The 26,214-nt window shown below is 65.0% G+C and carries 23 protein-coding genes; 11 read left to right on the forward strand and 12 right to left on the reverse strand.

Annotated features, from left to right (window positions below; genetic code table 11):
- The 7 genes from G3W89_RS22805 to G3W89_RS22835 form a co-directional block, all read right to left on the reverse strand.
- The gene (locus G3W89_RS22805; RefSeq protein ID WP_162576299.1) at positions 1-771 is read right to left on the reverse strand and encodes an ABC transporter ATP-binding protein; all 771 of its coding nucleotides are present in this window, start codon (positions 769-771) and stop codon (positions 1-3) included.
- Positions 772-788: 17 nt separating this feature from the next.
- Positions 789-1,976, reverse strand: coding sequence for a branched-chain amino acid ABC transporter permease (locus G3W89_RS22810; RefSeq protein ID WP_162576300.1), 1,188 nt, complete (start codon positions 1,974-1,976; stop codon positions 789-791).
- A gap of 12 nt (positions 1,977-1,988) precedes the next feature.
- On the reverse strand, positions 1,989-2,918 hold the full coding sequence (locus G3W89_RS22815) for a branched-chain amino acid ABC transporter permease (protein WP_068681425.1): 930 nt from the start codon (positions 2,916-2,918) through the stop codon (positions 1,989-1,991).
- Positions 2,919-3,142: 224 nt separating this feature from the next.
- Positions 3,143-4,438, reverse strand: coding sequence for a replication-associated recombination protein A (locus tag G3W89_RS22820; RefSeq protein WP_162576301.1), 1,296 nt, complete (start codon positions 4,436-4,438; stop codon positions 3,143-3,145).
- Positions 4,439-4,505: 67 nt separating this feature from the next.
- Positions 4,506-5,147: an outer membrane lipoprotein chaperone LolA gene (gene lolA, locus G3W89_RS22825; protein ID WP_162576302.1), complete on the reverse strand. Its 642-nt coding sequence runs from the start codon at positions 5,145-5,147 to the stop codon at positions 4,506-4,508.
- A gap of 13 nt (positions 5,148-5,160) precedes the next feature.
- A complete protein-coding gene (locus G3W89_RS22830; protein ID WP_162576303.1) occupies positions 5,161-7,542 on the reverse strand; it encodes a DNA translocase FtsK in 2,382 nt (793 codons plus the stop codon).
- 133 nt (positions 7,543-7,675) lie between these two features.
- The gene (locus G3W89_RS22835) at positions 7,676-8,350 is read right to left on the reverse strand and encodes a Crp/Fnr family transcriptional regulator (protein WP_162576304.1); all 675 of its coding nucleotides are present in this window, start codon (positions 8,348-8,350) and stop codon (positions 7,676-7,678) included.
- A 166-nt stretch (positions 8,351-8,516) separates the two neighbouring features.
- Here G3W89_RS22835 and trxB point away from each other — a divergent pair, with 166 nt between their 5' ends.
- The 3 genes from trxB (at position 8,517) to rpmG (ending at position 10,086) form a co-directional block, all read left to right on the forward strand.
- Positions 8,517-9,479, forward strand: coding sequence for a thioredoxin-disulfide reductase (trxB, locus tag G3W89_RS22840; protein WP_162576305.1), 963 nt, complete (start codon positions 8,517-8,519; stop codon positions 9,477-9,479).
- Between the two features lie 188 nt (positions 9,480-9,667).
- Positions 9,668-9,901: a 50S ribosomal protein L28 gene (rpmB, locus tag G3W89_RS22845; protein WP_162576306.1), complete on the forward strand. Its 234-nt coding sequence runs from the start codon at positions 9,668-9,670 to the stop codon at positions 9,899-9,901.
- A gap of 11 nt (positions 9,902-9,912) precedes the next feature.
- Complete coding sequence (gene rpmG, locus G3W89_RS22850) at positions 9,913-10,086, forward strand: 50S ribosomal protein L33 (RefSeq protein WP_007830291.1); 174 nt, start codon at positions 9,913-9,915, stop codon at positions 10,084-10,086.
- A gap of 128 nt (positions 10,087-10,214) precedes the next feature.
- On the opposite strand, the gene G3W89_RS22855 is transcribed toward rpmG, so the two are convergent.
- The 3 genes from G3W89_RS22855 to purN form a co-directional block, all read right to left on the reverse strand.
- On the reverse strand, positions 10,215-11,429 hold the full coding sequence (locus G3W89_RS22855) for a DesA family fatty acid desaturase (protein WP_162576307.1): 1,215 nt from the start codon (positions 11,427-11,429) through the stop codon (positions 10,215-10,217).
- A gap of 131 nt (positions 11,430-11,560) precedes the next feature.
- Positions 11,561-12,832 (reverse strand): RsmB/NOP family class I SAM-dependent RNA methyltransferase, encoded by a 1,272-nt coding sequence (locus G3W89_RS22860; protein ID WP_162576308.1) that lies wholly within the window; start codon positions 12,830-12,832, stop codon positions 11,561-11,563.
- A gap of 74 nt (positions 12,833-12,906) precedes the next feature.
- Positions 12,907-13,491 carry a phosphoribosylglycinamide formyltransferase gene (purN, locus tag G3W89_RS22865; RefSeq protein ID WP_162576309.1) on the reverse strand — a complete coding sequence of 195 codons (585 nt, stop codon included), beginning with the start codon at positions 13,489-13,491 and terminating at the stop codon, positions 12,907-12,909.
- Between the two features lie 152 nt (positions 13,492-13,643).
- Between purN and G3W89_RS22870 the strand changes: the two genes are divergently transcribed.
- From G3W89_RS22870 to G3W89_RS22885, 4 genes are all read left to right on the forward strand, one after another.
- Complete coding sequence (locus G3W89_RS22870) at positions 13,644-14,825, forward strand: acyl-CoA dehydrogenase family protein (protein ID WP_162576310.1); 1,182 nt, start codon at positions 13,644-13,646, stop codon at positions 14,823-14,825.
- A gap of 28 nt (positions 14,826-14,853) precedes the next feature.
- The gene (locus tag G3W89_RS22875) at positions 14,854-15,969 is read left to right on the forward strand and encodes an acyl-CoA dehydrogenase family protein (protein WP_162576311.1); all 1,116 of its coding nucleotides are present in this window, start codon (positions 14,854-14,856) and stop codon (positions 15,967-15,969) included.
- An 88-nt stretch (positions 15,970-16,057) separates the two neighbouring features.
- Positions 16,058-17,437 (forward strand): alpha/beta fold hydrolase, encoded by a 1,380-nt coding sequence (locus G3W89_RS22880; protein WP_162576312.1) that lies wholly within the window; start codon positions 16,058-16,060, stop codon positions 17,435-17,437.
- A gap of 11 nt (positions 17,438-17,448) precedes the next feature.
- Complete coding sequence (locus G3W89_RS22885) at positions 17,449-18,246, forward strand: enoyl-CoA hydratase (RefSeq protein WP_162576313.1); 798 nt, start codon at positions 17,449-17,451, stop codon at positions 18,244-18,246.
- Here the strand turns inward: G3W89_RS22885 and G3W89_RS22890 are convergent.
- Positions 18,243-18,800: an HNH endonuclease gene (locus G3W89_RS22890; protein ID WP_068681453.1), complete on the reverse strand. Its 558-nt coding sequence runs from the start codon at positions 18,798-18,800 to the stop codon at positions 18,243-18,245. The genes G3W89_RS22885 and G3W89_RS22890 overlap by 4 nt on opposite strands.
- Positions 18,801-18,965: 165 nt before the next feature.
- Here G3W89_RS22890 and G3W89_RS22895 point away from each other — a divergent pair, with 165 nt between their 5' ends.
- The 4 genes from G3W89_RS22895 to G3W89_RS22910 all read left to right on the forward strand — a co-directional run bounded on the left by G3W89_RS22895 (position 18,966) and on the right by G3W89_RS22910 (position 25,211).
- The gene (locus G3W89_RS22895; RefSeq protein WP_162576314.1) at positions 18,966-20,003 is read left to right on the forward strand and encodes a bifunctional riboflavin kinase/FAD synthetase; all 1,038 of its coding nucleotides are present in this window, start codon (positions 18,966-18,968) and stop codon (positions 20,001-20,003) included.
- A 122-nt stretch (positions 20,004-20,125) separates the two neighbouring features.
- Positions 20,126-22,996, forward strand: a complete 2,871-nt coding sequence (gene ileS, locus G3W89_RS22900) for an isoleucine--tRNA ligase (protein WP_162576315.1) — start codon at positions 20,126-20,128, stop codon at positions 22,994-22,996.
- Positions 22,996-23,499, forward strand: a complete 504-nt coding sequence (lspA, locus tag G3W89_RS22905; protein ID WP_162576316.1) for a signal peptidase II — start codon at positions 22,996-22,998, stop codon at positions 23,497-23,499. Before ileS ends, lspA begins: the two co-directional genes overlap by 1 nt.
- 53 nt (positions 23,500-23,552) lie before the next feature.
- Positions 23,553-25,211, forward strand: a complete 1,659-nt coding sequence (locus G3W89_RS22910) for a Na/Pi cotransporter family protein (RefSeq protein ID WP_162576317.1) — start codon at positions 23,553-23,555, stop codon at positions 25,209-25,211.
- 7 nt (positions 25,212-25,218) lie between these two features.
- Here G3W89_RS22910 and G3W89_RS22915 read toward each other — a convergent pair whose 3' ends face one another.
- Positions 25,219-26,205 carry a quinone oxidoreductase family protein gene (locus tag G3W89_RS22915; RefSeq protein WP_162576318.1) on the reverse strand — a complete coding sequence of 329 codons (987 nt, stop codon included), beginning with the start codon at positions 26,203-26,205 and terminating at the stop codon, positions 25,219-25,221.
- Positions 26,206-26,214: the final 9 nt, after the last annotated feature.

The following is a 26,214-nucleotide window of genomic DNA, read 5'->3' on the forward strand; positions in this document are numbered from 1 at the left end:
TCAATGTCCTCCCGTGCCGAGGTAGGCCTCGATCACCTTTTCGTTTCTCTGAACGTCCGCCGGTGTGCCTTCGGCGATCTGCTTGCCGTAGTCGAGCACCGTCACGCGGTCGCACAGGCCCATCACCAACTTCACATCGTGTTCGATCAGCAGGATGGTGCGGTCGTCCTTGCGGATGCGATCGATCAGCTCACGCAGCAGCACCTTCTCGGTGGCATTCATACCGGCCGCGGGTTCGTCGAGCGCAATCAGTTGCGGGTCGGTGGCAAGCGCGCGGGCGATTTCGAGGCGGCGCTGGTCGCCGTAGCTCAGCGTGCGCGCCTTGTAGTCGGCGTATTTGGCGATGCCTACGTAGTCGAGCAGTTCGTACGCACGTTTGGCAATCGCCTCCTCTTCGGCTTTGAAACGGGCTGTGCGCAAAACGGCACCCAGCACGCCCGAATTCGTGCGCACGTGGCGGCCGACCATCACGTTTTCCAGCGCGGTCATTTCCGAGAACAGGCGGATATTCTGGAAGGTGCGCGCAATGCCGGCCTTGGCGACCTCGTGCACGGCGGTGGGCTGGTAGGGCTTGCCGCCCAGCTCGAAGCTGCCGCTGTCGGGCGTGTACAAGCCGGTAATGACGTTGAAGAAAGTGGTCTTGCCGGCGCCGTTGGGCCCGATCAGCCCATAAACCTGACCGCGGGTGATCTTCATGCCCACATCGGACAGTGCCTGCAGGCCGCCGAAGCGCTTGGAGATGCCGCGGACGTCGAGGATGGTGTCAGTCATGCTGGTGCTCCTCTCGCTCACGGATTGATGGACATGGGGCGCGAGGCAGCACCAGGGAGCTCGTCGGCAGGCGTGTCGATGCCCGGCGCGCTAGCAGGCATGCCGGATGTCGGCGCGGGCGCAGCGCCCTTGCGCAGCAGCGACTTGCCATGCTCCGGCGACGGCCAGAGGCCGCGCGGACGTACCAGCATGATGACAATCATGGCCAGCGCGATGAAGAGCTGGCGCAGGATCGAGGCGTCGAGGCGCCCATCGGTCATGGCCTGAAGCGGCCCTGCCACGTAGCGCAGCACTTCGGGCAATGCAGCCAGCAGCACTGCGCCCAATATCACGCCCGGCAAATGGCCGATGCCGCCCAGCACCACCATGGCGACGATCATCACCGACTCCATCAGGCTGAAGGATTCTGGCGAGACGAAGCCCTGGAAAGCCGCGAACATGGCGCCAGAAACGCCACCAAAGCTGGCGCCCATGCCGAAGGCCAACAGCTTCATGTTGCGCGTGTTGATGCCCATCGCCTTGGCGGCAATCTCGTCCTCGCGGATTGCCATCCAGGCGCGGCCGACGCGCGAGAGCTGCAGGCGGTGCGAGATCACGATGGTGATGAGAACCAGCGCGAGGAAGAGGTAGTAGTACAGCGAGACCGAGGAAATCGCATAGTCGCCCAGCTTGAGCGCCTTGCCGAGGTTGAGGCCCCAGAAATGCACCGAGTCGATGGCGGTGATGCCCTTGGGCCCGTTCGTGAGGTTGAAGGGATGGTCCAGGTTGTTGAGGAACACGCGGATGATCTCGCCGAAGCCCAGGGTGACGATCGCGAGGTAGTCGCCGCGCAGCTTTAGCGTGGGCGCGCCCAGCAGCACGCCGAACAGCGCGGCAAGCCCGAAAGCCGCCGGTATCACGAGCAGCAGCGAGCTGTGCAGGCCGTTCGGGAACATGGCCTTTACTGCCGGGAAAGTGTCCGTCAGGTGCGGCGAGCCGAGCAGCGCAAAGAGGTAGGCTCCGATCGCGAAAAAGGCCACGTAACCAAGATCGAGCAGGCCGGCGTACCCGACCACGATATTCAGGCCCAGTGCCAGCAGCACATAGAGCAGCGCGATGTCGGCAATGCGCACCCACGCATTGCCCTGGCTTTGCAGCAATAGCGGCAGCGCCAGCAGGGCGATGGCCGCGATCACGACGTAGGCGATTCTTTTCGTGTCTTTCATGGCGCGTCCTCCTCAGGCCCGGTCCGCCACCCGCTCGCCGAGCAGGCCCGAGGGCCGCAGCGTAAGCATGATGATCAGCACGATGAAAGCGAAGATGTCGCTGTAGTGGCTGCCCAGCACGTCGCCGGTGAGCGCGCCGATGTAGCCTGAGCCGATGGCTTCGATCAGCCCCAGCAGGATGCCGCCGACCACTGCGCCTGCCAGGTTGCCGATGCCGCCGAACACCGCCGCAGTAAAGGCCTTCAAGCCGGGGATGAAGCCCATCGCATGCTGCGCGATGCCGTAGTTGGACGCATACATCACGCCGGCCACTGCTGCCAGCACGGCGCCGATGATGAAGGTGGCCGAGATGACCATGTCGGGCCGGATACCCATCAGCGCCGCGACGCGTGGGTTTTCGGCGGTGGCGCGCATCGCGCGGCCGAGCTTGGTGTAATTGACCAGCCACATCAGCACCACAAGGCAGAAAGCGGTGACGCTGAGAATCATGACCTGGGTCGGCGAGATCACGGCACCCCCGACGTGGATCGGCGTGGTGGACAGCAGGTTTGGATAGGCCTTGTTGGTGGGCTTCCAGATGATCATCGCCAGCGTCTGCAGCAGGATCGACATGCCGATGGCGGTGATCAGCGGCGCCAGCTTGGGGCTGTTGCGCAGTGGTCTGTAGGCCACCTTCTCGATCGTGAAGTTGAGCGTGGCAGCGACCACACAGGCAATGATGAGCGCGAGGATGAGGATGATCCAGCCGGGAGTGCCAGGCATTGCGGTCTGCATCCATCCGATGATGGTCCAACTGGTCAGCGCCCCGACCATGAGGACTTCACCGTGCGCGAAGTTGATGAGGTTGATGATGCCGTACACCATGGTGTAGCCCAAGGCTATCAAGGCGTACATGCTGCCGAGAACCAGACCGTTGATGATCTGCTGCAGCAAGATATCCATAGAGATTTCCCTATTTGTAATGAGACGCCCTAGGTTGGCGCCCGATGTACCAGGTGCGCCGGTTGGGTGCACTGGTTTCCCTTAGCAAAAAACCCGCCAGCATGTATCGACGGCGGGTTTGTGGGCGGGATTGTAGTCACCTCGGATCGCCATATTTGCTCGGAACGACGGGGGTTTTCCCGCTGGTGCAGCGCATTGATGGCGCGCCAGAACGCAAGCTCGTATCAGCGGCTCGCGTCTTCGTTGCGCTTGCGCAAATCTCGCAATTTCTCGCCGATACGGATCTCGAGTCCGCGCTCCACCGGTCGGTAGAAGGGCTGCCGAGGTTCCATGCCGTCGGGCAGATAGCGTTCGCCGGCCGCAAAGCCATCGACCTCGTCGTGGGCATAGCGATAGCCCTTGCCGTAGTCGAGCTGCTTCATGAGCCGCGTCGGCGCATTGCGCAGGTGCAGGGGCACGGGGCGCGTGCCGTCCTGCTGGATGAAGGCGCGTACCTCGTTGTAGGCCTGGTAGACCGCATTCGACTTGGGCGCGATCGCGAGGTAGACCACGCATTCGGCCAGCGCCAGTTCACCTTCGGGCGAGCCCAGGCGCTCGTAGACCTCGGCCGCATCGAGCGCCAGCCGTAGCGCGCGTGGATCGGCCAGGCCGATGTCCTCGCTGGCCATCCGCACCAGCCGGCGTGCCATGTAGCGCGGGTCGGCGCCGCCATCGAGCATGCGCACGAACCAGTAGAGCGCAGCATCGGGGTCGCTGCCGCGCACCGACTTGTGCAGCGCGGAGATGGTGTCGTAGAACTGCTCGCCGCCTTTGTCGTAGCGGCGCATGCGCTCGCCGAGCACGCGCAACAGCCAGTCGTCGCCGATGGCCTCGCGCTTCTCGGCACCGGCGGCAACGGTGAGGGTCTCGAGCGTGTTGAGCAGCCGGCGTGCGTCGCCATCTGCGTAGGCCACGAGCCGCTCCACTGCGTTCGGCTCGACGGCGGGCACAGCCTGAATGTCCTGCGCCCTTGCGATGATTTGACGCAGGTCGTCCTCGGTCAACGACTTCAGCACGTACACCGCTGCGCGGGACAGCAGCGCCGAGTTGACCTCGAAGGACGGATTCTCGGTGGTGGCGCCGATGAAGGTGAACAGGCCCGACTCCACATGGGGAAGGAACGCGTCCTGCTGGCTCTTGTTGAAGCGGTGCACTTCGTCGACGAAAACAATCGTGCGGCGCTGCTCCAGGCCGTCTCGCGCCGTCGTCGCGCGCTCGACCGCATCGCGGATGTCCTTCACGCCGCCGAGCACGGCGCTGATGCTGAGGAACTGCGCATCGAAGGCATCGGCCATCAGCCGCGCGATGGTGGTTTTGCCGGTTCCGGGCGGACCCCACAGAATGCAGGAATGCGGCTGACCCGATTCGAAGGCGATGCGCAGCGGCATGCCCGGTCCGAGCAGGTGCTGCTGCCCGATGACCTCGCCCAGGTTCTTCGGGCGCAGGCGCTCGGCAAGAGGTTGATGGGGGGTAGAGGCCATGGAAGCCATAGTGTCGCGCATGCGTTGCACAACGCTTGCGGACCGAGGCGGCATCACCGCCTGCAGGCTATTGCCGGATCACGTCGGCACCGGCCGGCGCCTTGAACTGAAAAGTACTCGCGGGCAGTGCAGGATTCACCTCGACCTTGCTGAACTTCAGCACTGAGCGCTGTCCAAAGCTGTCGAGAATTTCGAGCGATGCCAAGGCGTCGCCCTGAAAGCCGATTTGCACGCTCTGCAACTGGCCGTCCTTGTTCTTCGGACTCGCCTTGACCCATTGGAGGCCGTCCCGTTCGGGGACGCCCTCGAGCGTGAAGTCGGCTTGCAGCGCGCGCAGGTCGGGCGCGGAAGCGATGAGGGCCGCCGGCGTCGAGCCCAGCGCCTGCGATTGCTTGCGCTGCGTGACCTGGTTCAGGTCAGCGTCGTACAGCCAGAGCGTCTCGCCGTCGGCCACGATGCTTTGTGCAAAGGGCTGCTTGTAGTCGAACTTGAATTTGCCCGGCCGCTGGAATTCGAAGGTACCGCTCGAGACCTTGGCCCGGGAGGGCTGGCCCTCCTTGGCGGGCGCGGTCACGGTCTGAGTGAACTCGGCGCGACCCGACTTCGCGTTCTTCACGAAGGCTTCAAGGCTCTCGATACCACCGGCCCATGCGCCGGCGGCTGCAGTCAACGTCCAAAAAATCCCAACGAGTGTCTTCTTCAACAGCATCCCTGCACATCCGTCATTCAGCACGCGCCGGCACCAAGATCTCGCGCTGGCCGCTGCCGCTCATCGCGCTCACCAGCCCGGCATTTTCCATGTCCTCGACCAGCCGCGCAGCGCGGTTGTATCCGATCTTCAGGTGGCGCTGCACCAGCGAGATGCTGGCTTTGCGGTTCTTGAGCACGATCTCGACCGCCTGGTCGTACATCGGGTCCTTTTCGCCGCCTTCGCTGCCGCCTTCACCGAGTAGATCGCCATCGCCGTCGACGGTTCCCCCTTCGAGCACCCCTTCGATGTAGTCCGGTTCCCCTTGGGACTTGAGGTAGGCGACGACACGGTGTACCTCGTCGTCGCTCACGAAGGCACCGTGCACGCGCACCGGCAGACCGGTACCGCTCGGCATGTAGAGCATGTCGCCCATGCCCAGCAGCGCCTCGGCACCCATCTGATCGAGGATGGTGCGGGAGTCGATCTTGCTCGATACCTGGAAGGCGATGCGCGTGGGAATGTTGGCTTTGATCAGGCCGGTGATCACGTCCACGCTGGGCCGCTGCGTGGCGAGTATCAGGTGGATGCCGGCAGCGCGCGCCTTCTGCGCGAGGCGGGCGATCAGTTCCTCGATCTTCTTGCCCACCACCATCATCAGGTCGGCGAGTTCATCGATCACGACCACGATGTGCGGCTCGCGCTTGAGAGGCTCGGGATCGTCCGGCGTCAGGCTGAACGGGTTGTAGATGAACTCCTCGCGCGCCTTCGCCTCGTCGATCTTGGTGTTGTAGCCCGCAAGGTTTCGAACGCCCAGCTTGCTCATCAGCTTGTATCGGCGCTCCATCTCGGCCACGCACCAGTTGAGACCGTGGGCCGCCTGGCGCATGTCGGTGACCACCGGCGCAAGCAGGTGCGGGATGCCCTCGTAGACCGACATTTCCAGCATCTTCGGGTCGATCATGAGCAGGCGCACATCGCGCGCCTCGGCCTTGTAGAGCAGGCTCAGGATCATTGCATTGATGCCCACGGATTTGCCGGAACCCGTGGTGCCCGCCACCAGCACGTGCGGCATCTTCGCGAGGTCGGCAACGACCGGGTTGCCGATGATGTCCTTGCCGAGGCCCATCGTGAGCATCGACTTGCCCTCGTTGTAGATCTGCGATCCGAGGATCTCGCTGAGGCGGATGGATTGGCGCTTGGCATTGGGCAGCTCGAGCGCCATGTAGTTCTTGCCCGGGATGGTCTCGACCACCCGGATGGAGACCAGCGACAGCGAGCGCGCCAGGTCCTTCGCTAGGTTGACGATCTGCGAACCCTTGACGCCGGTGGCCGGCTCGATCTCGTAGCGCGTGATCACCGGGCCGGGGGAGGCCAGCACCACGCGGACCTCCACGCCGAAGTCCTTCAGCTTCTTTTCGATCAGGCGCGAAGTCATTTCCAGCGTGTCAGCCGACACGGTTTCCTGGCGTCCCTGCGCGGCATCGAGCAGGTCCACCTGAGGCAGCTTGCTGTCGGGCAGCTCGCGGAAAAGCGGCTTCTGGCGTTCCTTGGCAACCCGGTCGCTCTTCGGCACCTCGGTCATGGCGGGCTCGATCTGTACAGGCGGTGCAGGCGGTCGCCGCTTGGGGCGCGGCACGATCCGCAACTCCTCGCCCGGCGATTCGGGGTCGTCGTCCTGCTCTACGGAAGCCAGCTCCTCGCGCTCGCGCACCGCCTTCTTGCCCATGGCGATGTCTTCGGCGATCTCGCGCTTCTCGCGGCGGGACTCGAACAGCGAATAGAGGCGCGAGCCGATGCGCTCGGCGATCTGGCTCCAGGAGAAGCGGAACACGAGGGCCGAGCCGATGACGCCGGCGGCGATCGCGATCAGTGCCGAGCCCGTGAAGCCCATCCATTTCACGCTGAGCGGACCGACCAGATAGCCGAGCACGCCGCCACCATGGCCGGGCAGATGCGATTCGAGCCGATAGAGGCGCGACCACTCGAGCACCACGCTGGCGCACAGCAGGAGCACCAGGCCGAACCAGAAAGCCAGACGGCTGCGGTTGAAGCGGCCGCGCGGCAGCTGCTCGGCCGCAGTTTCGCCGCCGCGCATCCAGCCGGCCAGCGAGGACAGCCACACGCGCAGGCCGGCAGCAAGGCACCACCAGACCGAGTAGCCGGCCAGGAAATAGCTGGCATCGGCCAGCCATGCGCCGATGCGGCCGGCCCAGTTCTTGACCTCGCCGCCAGTGCCGGAGGTGGACCAGGCGGCGTCTGAGGGCGTGAAGCTCAGCATGGCAAGCAGCCAGAAGAGCAGCGCGACGAAGCCCGCGATCAGCGTGATCTCGTGCGCGAAGCGCATCGCGCGCGCCCGCACGGGCTGCGCTTCGCCCGACGCGGAGGATTGAAGGGTATTGAGCGAATAGGTCATGGAAGGCACGGCTGATGCCCAGCGGGAGCGGGCAGGCAGCGCACTGAAACTACAACGAACACCATTGCGGCCGCGTTGTCATCGGGGCCGGCGATGCAGGCGCCGGCAGGCCGCGAGGGTGCCGGCCGGTGGGTCACGCAAGTGATGAAAGTCGTTCCTTGACGATCATGGAGCCATCGGGCTGCGTCTGGACGAAGCCGCGCTCCTCGAGATCCTTCATGACGCGGCTGACCATCTCGCGCGAGGCGCCGACCATCTTGGCCAGGTCCTGGCGCGAGATCTTGTCACGCACCTTCAGGTTCCCTGCGCCATCGTCGACCGCGAACTCGATCAGAGAGCGCGCGACGCGGCCATAGACATCCATCAAGGCCAGCGATTCGATCTTGCGATCGGCATGGCGCAGCCGCGAGACCAGGCCGCGCATGATGTTGTAGGACATCGATGAGTTCTCGGGCAGACAGCGGGCGAAGGCCTCGCGCCCGAGCATCAGCACGTCGGTCTGGACCTCGGTGCGCACAGTGGCCGAGTGCGGCTCGTCGTCGATCATGCTCATCTCGCCGATGTAGTCACCGGGGTGCAGCGTGGCGAGGATGACCTCGCGGCCTCGGCTGTCTGTGCTCATCACGCGGGCGCGACCCGTGAGGATGATATAGAGCGCATCCGACTTCTTTCCCTGCTCGACGACCATTTCGGCGCGCTTGAAGCGCTTCTTGACAATTGCATCTGCAATGCTCGCCGATTGAGCCGGCGTGAGCGCAGCAAACAGCGGCACGCGGCGGAGCAATTCAAGATTGGACAGCATCGACATTCATCAATCCCCGGATCTGTCGCGCGATTGAAAAGCCCATGCATTAATACAATCGCACGCATTGATAAGACCTTGCGCCCGGTCTTGAACCGAACGGTGATACTCCATATCTATCACCCTTGAAAATGTACACGCTGATGCAGCGTCAAACCTAGGTTTTCTACTCATGTCGTCCTCTCCACGCCACGCGAAGGTACTCATTCTGGGCTCCGGCCCTGCCGGATATACCGCGGCAGTCTATGCGGCACGCGCCAATTTGCAGCCGTTGCTCATCACCGGCATCGCGCAGGGCGGCCAACTCATGACCACCACCGAGGTCGATAACTGGCCAGCCGACGTGCATGGCGTGCAGGGGCCGGAACTGATGCAACGCTTCCTGGAGCATGCCGAGCGCTTCAAAACGGAAATTGTCTTCGACCACATCAGCAAGGTCGACCTGAGCAAGCGGCCCTTCACCCTGACAGGGGACAGCGGCACCTACACCTGCGATTCGCTGGTGATCGCCACCGGTGCGTCAGCCAAGTACCTCGGCCTTGACTCGGAGCAGCACTTCATGGGGCGCGGCGTTTCCGGCTGCGCGACCTGCGACGGCTTCTTCTACCGCGAGCAGGAAGTGTGCGTCATCGGAGGCGGCAACACCGCCGTGGAGGAGGCGCTCTATCTCTCGAACATCGCGAGCAAGGTCACGCTGGTGCATCGTCGCGACAAGTTCCGCGCCGAGCCGATCCTGATCGACAAGCTCCACGAAAAGGTCAAGGAAGGCAAGATCGAGCTCAAGCTGCACAGTACGCTGGACGAGGTGATCGGCGACGATTCCGGCGTCACCGGCATCCGGCTGAAGAACATCCAGAGCGGAGCGACCGAGCAGGTCGACCTCAAGGGCTGCTTTATCGCGATCGGCCATCATCCGAATACGGACATCTTCCAGGGTCAACTGGAAATGAAGGATGGCTACATCCTCACCCGCTCCGGCTTGCAAGGCTTCGCAACCATGACCAGCATCCCGGGCGTGTTCGCGGCCGGGGATGTGCAGGATCATGTGTACCGCCAAGCGATCACCAGCGCTGGCACCGGCTGCATGGCAGCATTGGACGCCCAACGTTTTCTGGAGCAGGACGGGACCCTTTGAGCCGATCCTGGGTGGCAGCGCTATAATCCAAGGCTTTGCTGATTTCGGGCCCTTGCTTGTCCTGGGTTCGAAGCTCTCGGTAAGCCGGGGTAAGCCGGGATACCGCCACCCGATTCTGGCGAGGTCAAGCTGCAACCCACCCCCGCAATCCTTGCGCCGGGTGCCAGCTGTTCAAGAAAGTGTTCTACATGGCACGCGTATGCGAAGTCACGGGCAAGGGCCCGATGGTCGGGAACAACGTTTCCCACGCCAACAACAAAACCAAGCGCCGGTTCCTGCCGAACCTGCAATACCGCCGTTTCTTTGTCGAGAGTGAAAACCGCTGGGTGCGCCTGCGTGTTTCGAGCGCCGCGCTGCGCCTGATCGACAAGAAGGGCATCGACGCCGTGCTCGCAGACCTGCGTGCGCGCGGCCAAGCCTAAGGAGCTGAACCATGGCAACGAGCAAAGGCGGACGCGAAAAGATCAAGCTGGAATCCACCGCGGGTACCGGCCACTTCTACACCACCAGCAAGAACAAGAAGACGATGCCTGAAAAGATGTCGATCATGAAGTTCGATCCCAAGGCACGCAAGCACGTCGAATACAAGGAAATCAAGCTGAAGTAATTCGGCCTGTAAGAAAGCCCGCTGTGACACAGCGGGCTTTTTTTGCGCCTGCCTTTGCAGGTGCACGAAATAAAAAGCCGGCCCAAACGCCGGCTTTTTACGTGGGGCGTTGACCCCAGGATGAAGTATCAGGCGCGGGCAGCACGGAGTCGGGTCGAGAAGTCGCGCAACCCCGCAATGCCGCTGGCTTCCGCGCGATGGCACCAGGCAGCCAGATCGGCGGCCAGCTGCTCGCGCGACTGCGAGGTGTTGAGCCAGAGCTGGCGCAGCTCCTCGCGCATCGTCACCATCTTGTCCAAAACCGGGTGCGCCGCACGGGCCTGCACCAGGTTCGAACGAACAGTTGCCGGCACCTTGTCGTCGTCGCGATGCAGCCAGCGCTTGGCAGCCTTCAGCGCAGACAGGTCGGCGCCCTTGTCCTTGAGCAATGCCAGTTCTTGCTTGGTGGCGCGGCGCATCTCGCGGGCGTAGCCGGCCATCACTTCGTAGCGGTTGGCGATGACGGCTTCCAGCGTCTTCTCGTTAGCCACCGGCTGGATGTCGCCCAGTTGCATCTTCGGCGGCAGCTTCTTGACCTTCGCCCAGCCGATTTTCTGCATCAGGCTGATATAGATCCAGCCGATGTCGAACTCGTACTTCTTGACCGAGAATTTGGCCGAGGTGGGATAGGTGTGGTGATTGTTGTGCAACTCCTCGCCGCCGATGATCAGCCCCCAGGGCATGATGTTACGGCTGGCGTCGGGCGCCTCGAAGTTGCGGTATCCCCAGTAGTGACCAATTCCATTGATGACGCCGGCCGCAGTAATCGGGATCCACAGCATCTGAACGGCCCACACCGCCAAGCCAAGCGCGCCGAAGAGCGCCAGGTTGAGCACCAGCATCAGGCCCACGCCCTGCCAGCTATAGCGCGAGTAAAGATTGCGCTCGAGCCAATCGTCCGGAGTGCCGTGGCCGTAACGCTCCATCGTTTCCTTGTTCTTCGACTCGGTGCGATAAAGCTCGGCGCCGCGCCAAAACACCTCATCGATGCCCTTGACCTGAGGGCTGTGGGGGTCTTCCGCAGTCTCGCACTTCGCGTGATGCTTGCGATGGATTGCCACCCACTCCTTGGTCACCATGCCGGTCCCGAGCCAGAGCCAGAAGCGGAAGAAATGAGAAGGGATCGGACCCAGGTCCATGGCCCGGTGGGTTTGCGTGCGATGCAGGAAAATCGTGACCGCAGCGATGGTGATGTGCGTGGTGAACAGCGTGTACAGCACGACCTGCCACCACGTGAGATTCCACAGGCCGTTCCCAAGCCAGTCGATGGCCGCACTCAGGAGGGCAGAGTCAGGAAGCAACATTGAATTCGGTACTCCATGGCCGCACGAAGGTGCAGCCTTTTGGTAACCATTGATTTTAAACGGAGCCGCTCCAAAAAAGGGGCTAAATCCTTGATCTGCAACAAGTATTAGACAGTGTTGAGGGCTTCGTCCTACTTCCGCTGCCAGGCTGCGGCAAAGAAACCGTCGGTGGAATGACGATGCGGCCAGAGCCGCAGATAGAGCCCGCCGCCTTCGCCGCCAGCGCAGAGGCTTGCGGAATCGGAAATCTTCAGGGCGCCGAGCAGCGACGCCACATCCAGTGCCTCGAACTCCTGATGAGCCGCCCCGAACGCCTCGGCAATGGCCTCGTTCTCCTCCGGCAGCACGCTGCAGGTGGCATAGATCAAGCGCCCGCCGGCCTTCACGAGCCGCGCGGCGCTCTGCAGGATTGCGGCCTGCTTGGCGGTCAGTTCTTCGATGCTTTTGGGCGACTGCCGCCATTTGAGGTCGGGATTGCGGCGCAGCGTGCCCAACCCCGAGCAGGGCGCATCCACCAGCACCCGGTCGATCTTTCCCGCCAAGCGCTTGATGCGTTCGTCGCGCTCATGGGCGATTGCCGCGGGATGCACGTTCGACAGCTTGCTGCGCGCCAGCCGTGGCTTGAGCGCAACGAGCCGGTGCGCAGAGGTGTCGAAGGCATAGAGGCGCCCGGTGCTGCGCATGGTGGCGCCGATCGCAAGCGTCTTGCCGCCTGCACCAGCGCAGAAATCGACCACCATTTCGCCGCGCTTGGCATCGAGCAGCAGAGCCAGCAGTTGCGAGCCTTCGTCCTGCACTTCGACAGCGCCCCGGGCGAATGCGTCGAGTTTGGCGAGCGCCGGCTTCCCTTCGACGCGCAGGCCCCACGGCGAGTACGGCGTGGCGGTCGCCTGGATGCCCGCCAGCGCCAGCTCCTTCTGCACATCGGGTCGCTTGTCGGTCAGCGCGTTGACACGGAGATCCAGCGGCGCGGGTTGCTGCAGGCTTTGCACCAGCGGCCAGAAGCCCTCGCCCAATTGCGCTTTCAGCGGCCCGACGAGCCACTCCGGAAGGTTGTGGCGATGGCGCTCCAACAAGTCGTCGGGCTTGACGCCATCGCACTGGTCGAGCCAGCGCTTCTCGACATCGCTGAGTGCGCTCTTGAGGAAATCGCGGGGCCCGTAAAAGCCAAGGATCGCCATGCGCCGCTCCTTGGGTCCGCTGCCCGAGGGCGACAGGTGATCGAAAAGCAGCTTCTTGCGCAGCACGGCGTAGACCGTCTCGGCCAGCGTGGCACGCTCGCGCGGCCCCAGTTCGCGATGATCGCGGAAGTAGCGGGAGACGACCTGGTCGGCGGGATGTTCGAATTTGAGGACCAGGCCGACCAGGTCGGCGCAGGCCTCGAGAAGGGCTCGGGGATGCATGCCGTGATTGTCTCAGCCGGCGGTCCCCGTCACGCTGGAACAACGCAGGGCTCCCAACCGGCAACGAGTCCTCGTCAGTTCCTTTTTGACAGCCAGCCCGCGATTGCCCGAGGGTAAACCCTGTGTTCTTGCGTCAGCACTCGCGCAGCGAGGCTCGCAGGCGTGTCGTCCGGGAGGATCGGGACCACCGACTGGGCCAGGATCGTGCCATGGTCGAGTTCCGTGGTCACCTGGTGGACGGTCAGCCCCGCCACCTTACATCCGGCCTCGATGGCGCGTCGATGTGTGTGAAGCCCGGGAAAAGCCGGCAACAGTGAAGGATGGATGTTGATGAGGCGCCCCTCGTAGCGCGCGACGAAATGAGGCGTCAGGATGCGCATGAAGCCTGCAAGCACAACCAGCGCCGGCGCATGCGCGTCAATGGCTTCCGCGAGCGCCGCATCGAAAGCCTCACGGCTTGCGAACGCCTGGTGCGGGACCACGGCCGTGGCGATGCGCTCCGCCTGGGCGACTCCCAGCCCGCCGGCGTCGGCCTTGTTGCTGATCACCGCGGCGACCCTCGCCCCAAAGCGCCGCGTCCATTGCTCGCGCTCGGCGGCGCGCACGATCGCGGCCATGTTGGAGCCGCTGCCGGAGATCAGAATCACGATGTTCTTCATGGGAGGCGGGATTATCTTTGCTGCTGGTTTCCACCCCCGTCGGTTTGTCTCCGCGCTGACAGGCAAACAAGCACGACCGTGCTAAAACCGACTGGTTCGACAGACCGGACCGCCGCCTTCGTGGCGTCCCGACCAACACAGCGAGGCAACGCATGGATTTGAGCTTCACGCCCGAGGAACAGAAGTTCCGAGAAGAGATTCGCGCCTGGGTTAAAGAGAACCTCCCCCAGGACATCTCCCACAAGGTGCATAACGCCCTGGAGCTCACGCGCGACGATATGCAGCGCTGGGCCAGGATCCTCGGCAAAAAAGGCTGGTTGGGCTATGGCTGGCCGGTCGAGTTCGGCGGCCCTGGCTGGACCGCCGTGCAGAAGCACCTGTTCGAGGAAGAGACCGCGCTGGCCGGCGCGCCGCGCATCGTGCCCTTCGGCCCCGTGATGGTGGCGCCAGTGATCCAGGCGTTCGGCAACGCCGAGCAGCACAAGCGCTTTCTGCCCGGCATCGCCAGTGGCGAGGTGTGGTGGAGCCAGGGCTACAGCGAGCCCGGCTCCGGTTCCGATCTGGCCTCGATCAAGACCCGGGCCGAACGCAAGGGTGATAAATACATCGTCAACGGCCAGAAGACCTGGACCACGCTGGGCCAGTACGGCGAATGGATCTTCTGCCTGGTACGCACCAGCACCGAGGGCAAGCCGCAGACCGGCATCAGCTTCCTGCTGGTCGACATGAAGTCGCCCGGCGTGACCGTGCGGCCCATCAAGCTGATGGATGGCAGCCACGAGGTCAACGAAGTGTTCTTCGACAATGTCGAGGTGCCGGCCGAGAACCTCATCGGCGAGGAGAACAAGGGCTGGACCTACGCCAAGCACTTGCTGTCCCATGAGCGCACCAACATCGCTGACGCCAACCGCGCCAAGCGCGAGCTGGAGCGCCTCAAGCGCATCGCCAAACGTGAAGGCGTCTGGGAAGACCAGCGCTTCCGCGATGAGATCGCCAAGCTCGAAGTCGACGTGATCGCGCTCGAGATGCTCGTGCTGCGCGTGCTCTCGGCCGCCACCTCGGGCAAGAACTCCCTGGACATCGCGGGCCTGCTCAAGATCAAGGGCAGCGAGATCCAGCAGCGCTACTCCGAGCTCATGATGCTCGCGGGCGGCCCCTTCGCGCTGCCCCTGATCCGAGAGGCGATGGCGGCGGGCTGGCAAGGCGACTTCCCCGGTGGCCACCCCGAGCTGGCGCCGCTCGCGACCACCTACTTCAACATGCGCAAGACCACCATCTACGGCGGCAGCAACGAAGTGCAGCGCAACATCGTCGCTCAGACCGTTCTCGGTTGAGCGCGACACAGCACGAAGGAACGAGACGATGGACTTCAATTTCAGCGACGACCAGCAGCAGCTTCGCGACGCCGTCGCCAAGTGGGTTGAAAAAGGCTACGCCTTCGAGCGGCGCCGCGGCATCGAGGCGGCGGGCGGCTTCTCGCGCGAGGCCTGGGACGAACTGGCAGAGCTCGGCTTGGGCGGCCTCTACATTCCCGAAGAGGACGGCGGCCTGGGCATGGGGCCGGTCGAAGGCATGGTGGTCATGGAAGAGCTCGGCCGGGGCATCGTGCTGGAGCCGCTCGCTCACTCGTTCATCGCGGGCGCGGTGCTCGCCGGACATGGCGACGAGGACACCAGGAACAACTGGCTGCCGCGCATTGCCGGGGGCCAGGCACTCGTCGTGCTGGCTCATCAGGAGCGCGCAGGGCGTTATCGGCTCGACGTCTGCGCTGCCACGGCGACGAAGGACGGCGACGCATACCGCCTGAGCGGCGCCAAGAGCCTGGTGCCGGCCGGCGACGAAGCGGATGCCTTCATCGTGCCCGCTCAGCTGGACGGAACGATCGCCCTCTTCCTTGTGCCGCGCTCCGAAGACGGCGTCGCCGCCCGCGGCTACGGCACGCAGGACGGCAGCCGCGCAGCCGAGGTGGTGTTCGACAAGGCGGCCGCCACGCTGCTCGCGACCGACGGCTTGCCAGTGCTCGAGCACGCAGTCGACATCGGCATCGCCGCCACCTGCGCCGAGGGCGTGGGCGCGATGGACAAGACCCTCGCCCTCACCGTCGAGTACATGAACACGCGCAAGCAGTTTGGCGTGCCCATCGCCAGCTTCCAGGCGCTGCGCCATCGGGTGGCCGACATGAAGATGCAGCTCGAGCTGGCCCGTTCGATGAGCTACTACGCGGCCCTCAAGCTCAACGCACACGCAGCCGAACGCCGCGGGGCCATGGCCCGCGCCAAGTACCAGTTGGGCGTGGCCATGCGCTTCGTCGGCCAGCAATCGGTACAGTTGCACGGCGGCATCGGCGTGACCGACGAGTACATCGGCAGCCACTACTTCAGGAAGCTGACACAGCTCGAGATGGTGTTCGGCGACAGCTTGCATCACCTCGGCGAGGTATCGTCACGCATGCAGGACAGCGCCGGCGTCTTTGCATGACACGCAGAGCTGCTATCTTTTTTCCGATAGCACGCCGCGCCCGCCAGCCCAGTGCCGGCGGGCGCTTTCTTATTGCGCTGGAGCTCTCATGCACACTCGCCGACACCTGATCGCCTTCAGCCTCGCCACGACCATGCTCGCCGCCTGCAGCTCCGTGCCCACAATGACCGATCGTCCGCCGATCGTCTTCATGCACGGCAACGGCGACTCGGCGGCACTTTGGCAAACCACTCTCTGGCGCTTCGAGTCGAACGGCTGGCCGAGCGACCGGCTGTTCGCACCGGACCAACCCTTTCCGCTGGCGCGAGACGACGACAGCGTGGCGCAGCCGGGGCGCAGTTCCACCGCGGAATCGATGGCATTCCTGAAAGCCGAGGTCGAGCGCGTGCTGAAGGCCACGGGTGCGGCCAAGGTGGTGCTGGTCGGCAACTCGCGCGGCGGCAACACGATCCGAAACTATGTGCAGAACGGCGGAGGAAACCGGGTCGTGAGCCATGTGGTGCTGGGCGGAAATCCCGCCCACGGTATATGGGCCGTCAAGGGCCTGCGCGAGGGCAGCGAGTTCTCGGGCCTCAGTCCTTTCATGCAGCGGCTCAACGCGCCGAAGAATGCGGCCGGCGACGAAGTGACGCCGGGCGTCAAGTGGTTGACCTTGCGTTCTGACAACAACGACAAGTACGCGCAGCCCGACGGCGTGTGGATCGGCGCAAAAGGCACCGCCACCCTCATCGGCTTCGACGGGCCGGCACTCAAGGGGGCGACCAATATCGTGCTCCCCGGCGCAGACCATCGCGAAAGCTCCTTTTCGCCGGCCGCCTTCGATGCGACCTGGCGCTTCCTGACCGGCCAGGCGCCGCGAACGCTGCAGCCAGTGGCGGAACCGACCGTCACGCTGTCGGGCCGTGTCACCGGCCTCGGGCTCGATCCTCTCAATCCAGCCACAGGCGCTTTCGCCAACAACCTGCCACTGGCCGGCGCGCGGCTCGCCATCTACGCCGTCGATGCCACGACCGGTGCCCGCCTTAGCAACCCCGCCTGGGAGCAGGCCATCGGCGCGGATGGCCGCTGGGGCCCCTTCTCCGCGCAAACGACAGCTGCACACGAATTCGTGCTGAGCGCGCCCGGCTACGCCACCACGCACATCTACCGCAGCCCTTTCCCGCGCTCCAGTTCGGTGGTGCAACTGCGGCCCGAACGTTTCGCCGAAGCCGACCGCGATGCCAAGGCCCTGGTCATCTTCACGCGACCGCGCGGCTACTTCGACGCCCAGCGCGACTTGATGCGCCTCGACGGACAACGCGAACTGCCCGGCGTGCCGCCGCAGGGCGCCGGCGTATCGAGCGCGAAGCTGAAGCTTGCGAGCGATGCCTCTCGCAGCGTTGCTGCCGAATTCAATGGGGAGCGGGTGACGGGCCAGAGCTGGCCGGCAGCGCAAGGCCATATCAGCGTGCTCGAGCTGACCTACTGAGGGGCTGCACAATGAATGCGAACGCAAACCTCGTCCTGCATGCGCGCGACACCCGCGGCGTGGTCACGCTGACGCTGAACCGTCCGGAAGCCTTCAACGCGCTCTCCGAGGAAATGATTACTGCCCTCGCCGCCGAACTCGACGCTGTCTCCGCCGACGAAGCGGCCCGTTGCGTCGTTCTTGCCGGCGCCGGCAAGGCTTTCTGCGCCGGCCACGACTTGAAGCAGATGCGGGCAGAACCCTCGGCGGGCTACTACGAAGCACTGTTCGCCCGATGCGGCGAGATGATGCTGGCCCTCCAGCGCCTGCCGGTGCCTGTGATCGCGCGCGTGCACGGCATCGCGACCGCGGCTGGCTGCCAGCTGGTCGCGATGTGCGATCTCGCAGTGGCATCCAGTGCGGCGAAATTCGCGGTGAGCGGCATCAACGTCGGCCTGTTCTGCTCGACGCCCGGTGTGGCGCTGTCGCGCAACCTCGGCCGCAAGGCGGCCTTCGAGATGCTGGTGACAGGTGATTTCATCGATGCGAACGAAGCCATGGCCAAGGGTCTGGTCAACCGGGTGGCCGCCCCCGATGCGCTCGATGCCGAACTCGAATCGCTTGTCGCCCGCATCGTCGGCAAGCCGAAGACTGCGCTGGCCTTGGGCAAGGCCTTGTTCTACCGCCAGATCGAGACCGGGGTTGCAGCGGCGCTGGCGGATGCGAGCCAGACCATGGCCTGCAACATGATGGACGACAGCGCGCTGGAGGGCGTTCAAGCCTTCATCGAGAAACGGCCGCCGAACTGGCCCGCCCCGGCGGCCGACTAGCCGTGCAGCCGTGAGTTGTGCGGCAGATGCGCCATCAGGAACTCCATCTGGTCCGCCAGGATCCGGCGGTTGCGCAGGATGAAGTCCTCCCACAGGCTCGGCACGTAGGGTGCGTAGAGCAGCGGCATGTTGGCCTGCTCGGGCGTGCGGCTGCTCTTGCGGTGGTTGCAGGGCTTGCAGGCCGTCACCACGTTCATCCAGCTGTCGATGCCGTTCTGCGCGAACGGGATGATGTGCTCGCGCGTGAGGTCTTCCTCATGGAAGTGGCCGCCGCAGTAGGCGCATATGTTGCGGTCGCGCGCGAAAAGCTTGCTGTTGGTGAGGCCCGGGCGCATCGCGAAGGGATTGATGCGCGGTACGCCCTTGGTGCCGATGATGCTGTTGATCGCAATCTGCGACTGCTGGCCCGTGACCGCGTTGTGCCCGCCGCGGAACACGGCCACCTGCGCACCGACTTCCCAGCGCACCTCGTCCGCCGCGTAATGGATCACCGCCTGTTCGAGCGAGATCCACGACTGGGGCAACCCCTGGGCCGAGAGCTTCAAGACCTTCACACACGCCTCCTCACAAAAGGGAAGAACCACGGAAAGACCAGGTCGTCGCGCATACCGGTCGGCTTGCGAACGACGCACTGCGTCACAATATACCGGCTTTGTGACAAAAGGCCCTGAGTGGGCCCATTCGGCGGGCGCGAAGCGCTATCAAAAAGATATCAGAAGATGCAGGTTTTCCGGGGTTTCAGGCATCCGGGCGTGGCTCCGGCCTGCGCCCTGACCATCGGCAATTTCGACGGCGTGCACCGCGGGCATCAGGCCATGCTGGGCCTGCTCAACACGGAGGCGCGCCTGCGCGGGCTGCCCAGCTGCGTGCTGACCTTCGAACCCCATCCGCGCGACTACTTCGCCCAGCGCACCAAGCGGCCCGAGCTGGCGCCAGCGCGCATCGCCACCTTGCGCGACAAGCTCAGCGCACTGGCGGCCAGCGGCGTGAACCAGACCATCGTGCTGCCCTTCGATGCCCGGCTCGCTTCCCGAACGCCGGAGGATTTCATCCGGCATGTCCTGATCGAGGGCCTGGGCGCACGCTACGTTCTGGTGGGCGACGATTTCCGCTTCGGTGCCAAGCGCGCGGGCGACTACGCGATGCTCGACGCAGCTGGCGAGGCCCATGGCTTCGACGTGGCGCGCATGAACAGCTACGAGGTACACGGCCTGCGCGTGTCCAGCTCCGCCGTACGCGAAGCGTTGGCCGAGGGCCGGATGAGCGACGTGCAGGCCCTGCTCGGCCGCCCCTACGCGATCTCCGGCCATGTGGTGCACGGCCGCAAGCTCGGCCGGGCCCTGGGCGCCTCGGCCCCGGGTCGCCATGATGGCTTTCGCACCCTCAATCTGCGTTTCAAGCACTGGAAGCCGGCCGCCAGCGGCATCTTCGCGGTACTGGTGCACGGCCTGGCCGAGCAGCCGCTGCACGGCGTCGCCAACCTGGGCGTGCGCCCTTCGCTCGACGCCAACGACGTGAACGCCGGCCGGGTCCTGCTCGAGACCCATTGCCTCGATTGGCCCGCCCACCTCGGCGAGGAGGGGGCCTACGGTAAAATCGCCCGCGTGGAACTGCTGCACAAACTGCACGACGAATTGCGCTACACCAGCCTCGAGGCCCTGACGGCGGGCATCGCCAAGGATGGCCGCGATGCACGTGCGTTCTTCGCTTCCGCCCACGCCGAGACCCGTCGCCAGACCACGCGCGATCGAATTTAGCCCGGGCCCGACCGCGCTGCCGCCCTTCTGCAAGCTCAGGGCAGGCGGCTTCTTTCCTTCGCACCGACGCCTTCCCCAAGGTTCGGGCCGAGCCTGTCGAAGTCCTCTGTTCGAACTTCACCATGTCTGCTGACGCCGCCTCCACCACCGACTACCGCGCCACCCTAAACCTGCCCGACACGCCCTTTCCGATGCGGGGCGACCTGCCCAAGCGCGAACCGGGCTGGGTCCAGGAATGGAACGACGAGGGACGCTACCACCGCCTGCGCGACGCGCGCCGCGGCGCCCCCAAGTTCATCCTGCACGACGGCCCGCCCTATGCCAACGGCCAGATCCACATGGGCCATGCCGTCAACAAGATCCTGAAGGACATGATCACCAAGGCGCGCCAGCTCGAGGGCTACGACGCGCTCTACGTGCCCGGCTGGGACTGCCACGGCCTGCCGATCGAGAACGCCATCGAGAAGAAGTACGGCCGCAATCTCAGCCGCGACGAGATGCAGGCGAAGAGCCGCGCCTACGCGTCCGAGCAGATCGCGCAGCAGATGGCCGACTTCCAGCGCCTGGGCGTGCTGGGCGAATGGGACCATCCGTACAAGACCATGGACTTCGCCAACGAGGCGGGCGAGTTGCGCGCCTTCAAGCGCGTGATCGAGCGGGGCTTCGTCTATCGCGGGCTCAAGCCCGTGTACTGGTGCTTCGACTGCGGCTCCTCGCTCGCGGAGTTCGAGATCGAGTACGCGGACAAGAAGTCGAACACCGTCGATGTGGCGTTCAAGGCGCACGAACCGGCCAAAGTGCTGGAGGCCTTCGGACTGCCCTCATCCCGAACCGCTCCCGGAGCGCGAGGGAGTGAAGGCAAGGACATCTTCGCGGTGATCTGGACCACCACCGCCTGGACCCTCCCCGCCAACCAGGCGCTCAACCTCAACCCCGAGCTCGACTACGCGCTTGTCGACACCGAGCGCGGCCTCCTGATCCTGGCCGCCTCGCTGGTCGAGATGTGCATGAACCGCTATGCGCTCGACGGCAAGGTGCTCGCGACGGTCAAGGGCGACAAGCTGGGCGGACTCGAGTTCGAGCATCCGCTCTACGATGTCGATGCCGGATACCACCGCCTGTCACCCGTCTACCTGGCCGACTACGCCACCGCGGAAGACGGCACCGGCATCGTCCACTCCTCGCCCGCCTACGGCCTCGACGACTTCAACTCCTGCGTCTCGCACGGCCTGGCCTATGACGACATCCTGAACCCGGTCCAAGGCAACGGCACCTATGCGCCGGACTTCCCGCTCTTCGGCGGCGAGCACATCTGGAAGGCGGTACCGCACATCATCCAGGCCCTGCGCGATGCCGGCCGGCTGTTGACCACCGAGGCCATCACCCACAGCTACCCGCACTGCTGGCGCCACAAGACGCCGGTGATCTACCGCGCCGCAGCCCAGTGGTTCGTGCGCATGGACGAGGGCGAGGGCGTGTTCACCAAGGACAAGGCGCCCAAGACCCTGCGCCAGATGGCGCTGGAGGCGATCGAAGAGACCGGCTTCTACCCCGAGAACGGCAAGGCGCGCCTGCACGACATGATCGCCAACCGGCCCGACTGGTGCATCAGCCGCCAGCGAAGCTGGGGTGTGCCGATTCCCTTCTTCCTGCACAAGGACACGGGCGAACTGCATCCTCGCACCATGGAAATCCTCAACCAGGCCGCCGCCATCGTCGAAAAAAGCGGCATCGAGGCCTGGAGCCGCGTCACGACCGAGGAGATCCTCGGGCCCGACGACGCGCCCCACTACACCAAGAGCACCGACATCCTCGAGGTCTGGTTCGACTCCGGCTCCACCTTCTCGCACGTGCTGCGCGGCACGCATGCAAACGTGCACCACGAGACCGGCCCCGAGGCCGACCTCTACCTCGAAGGCCATGACCAGCACCGCGGGTGGTTCCACTCATCGCTGCTGATCGCCTGCGCCCTCGAGGGCCGTGCCCCCTACAAGAGCCTGCTGACCCACGGCTTCACCGTCGACAGCCAGGGCCGCAAGATGAGCAAGTCGCTCGGCAACGGCATCGAGCCGCAGGAAGTGAACAAGAAGCTGGGCGCCGAGATCATCCGCCTCTGGGTGGCGGCCAGCGACTACTCGGGCGACATCGCCGGCGACGACAAGATCCTCGCGCGCGTGGTGGATGCCTACCGCCGCATCCGCAATACGCTGCGCTTCCTGCTCGCCAACACCAGCGACTTCGACATCGCGAAGGATGCGGTGCCGCTCGACCAGTTGCTCGAGATCGACCGCTACGCGCTGAGCCGCGCCGCGCAGTTCCAGGCCGAGGTGCTTGCGCACTACAAGGTCTACGAGTTCCACCCGGTGGTGGCCAAGCTGCAGGTCTACTGCTCGGAGGACCTGGGCGCGTTCTACCTCGACATCCTGAAGGACCGCCTCTACACCACCGCCGCCGGCTCGCTCGCGCGCCGCAGTGCGCAGACCGCGCTCTGGCACATCACGCAGGCGATGTTGCGCTGGATGGCGCCCTTCCTGAGCTTCACGGCGGAAGAGGCCTGGAAGTTCTGCGGCAATGGCGAGTCGATCTTCACGCAACACTACTGCGAGCTCGGCACGCCCGACGAGGCGCTGCTGGCCCGGTGGTCGCGCATCCGCGAGATCCGCGATGCCGTCAACAAGGAAATCGAGAACGTGCGTGCCGCCGGCCAGGTCGGCTCCTCCCTGCAAGCGAACGTCAAGCTCGCCGTGCCGGCCGACGACCATGCGCTGCTGGCCTCGCTCGGTGAAGACCTGAAGTTCGTCTTCATCACCTCTGCCGTCGAGCTCGCGCAAGGGGACGGCGTCGCGGCACAGGTCTCGCCCAGCACAGCCACCAAATGCGAGCGCTGCTGGCATTGGCGCGACGATGTCGGCCACGACCCGGCGCACCCGGGCCTGTGCGGCCGCTGCACCAGCAACCTGTTCGGCGCCGGCGAAGCCAGGAGTGCCGCCTGATGGCCGCCACCCGCTCCCTCGCCCCGCCGCGCACCGGCATTTGGCCCTGGCTCGCACTGGCCCTTGTGATCCTGATCCTCGACCAGTTCACCAAGACGCTGATCCTGGGCTACTACAAGCTGGGCGACGCCACTTACGTCACCGGCTTCTTCAACATCGTGCGTGCCCACAACACCGGCGCCGCCTTCTCCTTCCTCGCGGACGCGGCGGGCTGGCAGCGCTGGTTCTTCACCGCAATCGGGATTGCGGCGGCGCTGTTCATCGTGTGGATGCTGCGTTCACATGCGGGGCAAAAGCTCTTTTCCTTCGCCATGGCTGCGATCCTCGGTGGCGCCATCGGCAACGTGGTCGATCGCATGATGCATGGCTACGTGGTCGACTTCCTCGACTTCCACCTGGCCGGCCGGCATTTCCCGGCCTTCAACGTGGCCGACAGCGCGATCACGATCGGCGCGATCTGCCTCATCCTCGACGAGCTGCGACGCGTACGCCGGGGCAAGTAGGGGCCGCCCCCGGCAAACGCAAGCCGAAGGCTGGTCTATAGTCGTCGGCTTCCATGAAGCACCTGTTGAATCTACTGGCCGCCGTTGCGTTGCTGGTATGGGGCACCCATCTCGTTCGCACCGGCGTGCTGCGCGTCTTCGGCGCCAACCTGCGCAAGATCCTGGTCCACAGCATGCGCAACCGCTTTACCGCGGCGCTTTCGGGGATCGGCGTCACGGCGCTGGTGCAGTCGAGCACCGCCACCTCGCTGATGACTTCCTCCTTCGTCGGCCAGGGCCTGGTGGCCCTGCCGGCCGCGCTGGCCGTCATGCGCGGCGCCGACGTCGGTACTGCGCTGATGTCGGTGCTGTTCTCGGCCGACCTCTCCTGGCTGTCGCCGCTCTTCATCTTCGTCGGCGTGGTGCTTTTCATCTCGCGCGGCTCCACCGTGGCCGGTCGCGTCGGGCGGGTGCTGATCGGTCTTGGCCTGATGCTGCTGGCGCTGCGGCTGGTGGTCGAGGCGACCGGGCCGCTGTTCTCATCCCAACCGGTGCTGGAGCTGCTGGCCTCGCTCGGCAGCGACGTGCTGCTGGAGATCACCATCGGCGCGGTGCTGGCCATCGCGGCGTACTCCAGTCTCGCGGTGGTGCTGCTGGTGGCCGCCATGGCCAGCTCCAACGTGGTGCCGCTGGATGTGGCGCTGGGCCTGGTGCTGGGCGCCAACCTTGGCAGTGGGTTGCTGGCGGTGCTGACCACCGCGAAATCCGCGGTCGAGGTGCGCCAGGTCACCGTCGGCAACCTGGTCTTCAAGTTGCTGGGCGTGGCGATCGCGGCGCCTTTCGTCGGGACCTACCTGCGCGAGGCCCGGCCTTATATCTCCGACGCGACGCAGCTGGTCGTGCTCTTCCACCTGGGCTTCAACCTGGTGATCAGCATCGGCTTCATCGGCTTCACCGGCTGGGTCGCGCGACTGATGAAGCACCTGCTCCCGATGCCGACCGACCCCACGGCCATGCAGCGGCCACGCCATCTCGATCCATCGGCGCTGTCCACGCCCACCCTCGCCATCTCCAACGCCGCGCGCGAGGCCCTGCACCAGGCCGACGTGGTCGAGACCATGCTGATCGGCATGCTCAAGGTGATCCGCGACAACGACCTGCGCCTGGCCGCCGAGCTGCGCAAAATGGACGACACGGTGGACGAGCTGTACTCGGCCATCAAGTACTACCTGACCAAGATCTCGCGCGAGGCGCTCGGCGAGGAGGAAAGCCGGCGCTGGACCGACATCGTCAGCTTCACCATCAACATGGAGCAGATCGGCGACATCATCGAGCGGGTGATCCTCGACATCGAGGACAAGAAGATCAAGAAGCAACGCAACTTCTCCGCCGCCGGCATGCGCGAGATCGTCGAGCTGCACGAGCGCCTGCTCGCCAATCTGCGGCTCGGCATGAGCGTGTTCCTCAATGCCAACGTGCGCGACGCCCAGAAGCTGCTGGAAGAGAAGGCACGCTTCCGAGACCTCGAGCGCGCCTATGCTTCCACGCACCTCGAGCGGCTTGCGGAACAGACCGCCTCGAGCATCGAGACCAGCTCGCTGCACATCGACCTGATCAGCGAGCTCAAGCGCATCAACTCCCACATCTGCTCGATCGCCTACCCGATCCTCGACTCGGCCGGTGCGCTCTCGCGCACGCGCATGCGCGAGTCGCGGCTCAGTCCGATGGAGTGACGGAGCCTCAAAGTGTGAGGATCGTGCAGCCCGTGGTCTTGCGCGCTTCCAGGTCGCGGTGCGCCTGCTGCACCTCGGCCAGCGGATAGCGCTGTGCGATCGGGATTTTGACGGCGCCGCTTTCCACCACCGCGAACAGGTCGTCCGCCATCGCCTGCGTGCGCTCGCGGCTGGAGATGTGGGAGAACAGCGTCGGACGGGTCACGTAGAGCGAGCCCTTGGACGCCAGCAGGCCGAGATTGAAGGGCGGCACCGGCCCCGAGCCGTTGCCGAAGATCGCGAGCAGGCCGAAGGGCCGCAGGCAGTTCAGCGAGCCTTCGAAGGTGTCCTTGCCCACCGAGTCGTAGACCACCTTCACGCCCTGGCCGCCGGTGATCTCCTTGACGCGCTCGGCAAAGTTCTCGGTGCTGTAGTTGATTGCGTGCGCCGCGCCGTGCTCCAGCGCCAGCGTGCACTTGGCATCGGTGCCGGCGGTGCCGATCAGTTGCAGGCCCAGGGCCTTGGCCCACTGGCAGGCGATCAGGCCGACGCCCCCGGCGGCCGCGTGAAAGAGGATGAAGTCGCCCGGCTGCAAGCCCTCGGCCGGCAGCGTCTTCTTCAGCAGGTACTGAGCGGTCAGCCCCTTGAGCATCATGGCCGCCCCCGTCTCGAACGAGATCGCGTCGGGCAGCTTGCACACGTTCTTTGCCGGCATCACGCGCAGCTCGCTGTAGGCGCCCGGCGGCTGGCTGGCATAGGCGGCGCGGTCGCCGGCCTTCAGGTGGGCGACGCCCTCGCCCACCGCCTCGACCACCCCCGCGGCTTCCATGCCGAGTTGCAGCGGCATCGCGAAGGGGTAGAGCCCGCTGCGCTGGTAGGTGTCGATGAAGTTGAGGCCGACCGCATGGTGACGGATGCGGATTTCGCCCGGCCCGGGCTCGCCGACCTCCACGTCGACGATCTTCAGTTCTTCGGGACCGCCGTGGCGGTTGATGCGAACGGCTTGGCTGCGCATGGGTGTCCT

The sequence above is a fragment of the Variovorax sp. PBL-H6 genome, from assembly GCF_901827155.1.
GTDB lineage: Bacteria > Pseudomonadota > Gammaproteobacteria > Burkholderiales > Burkholderiaceae_C > Variovorax.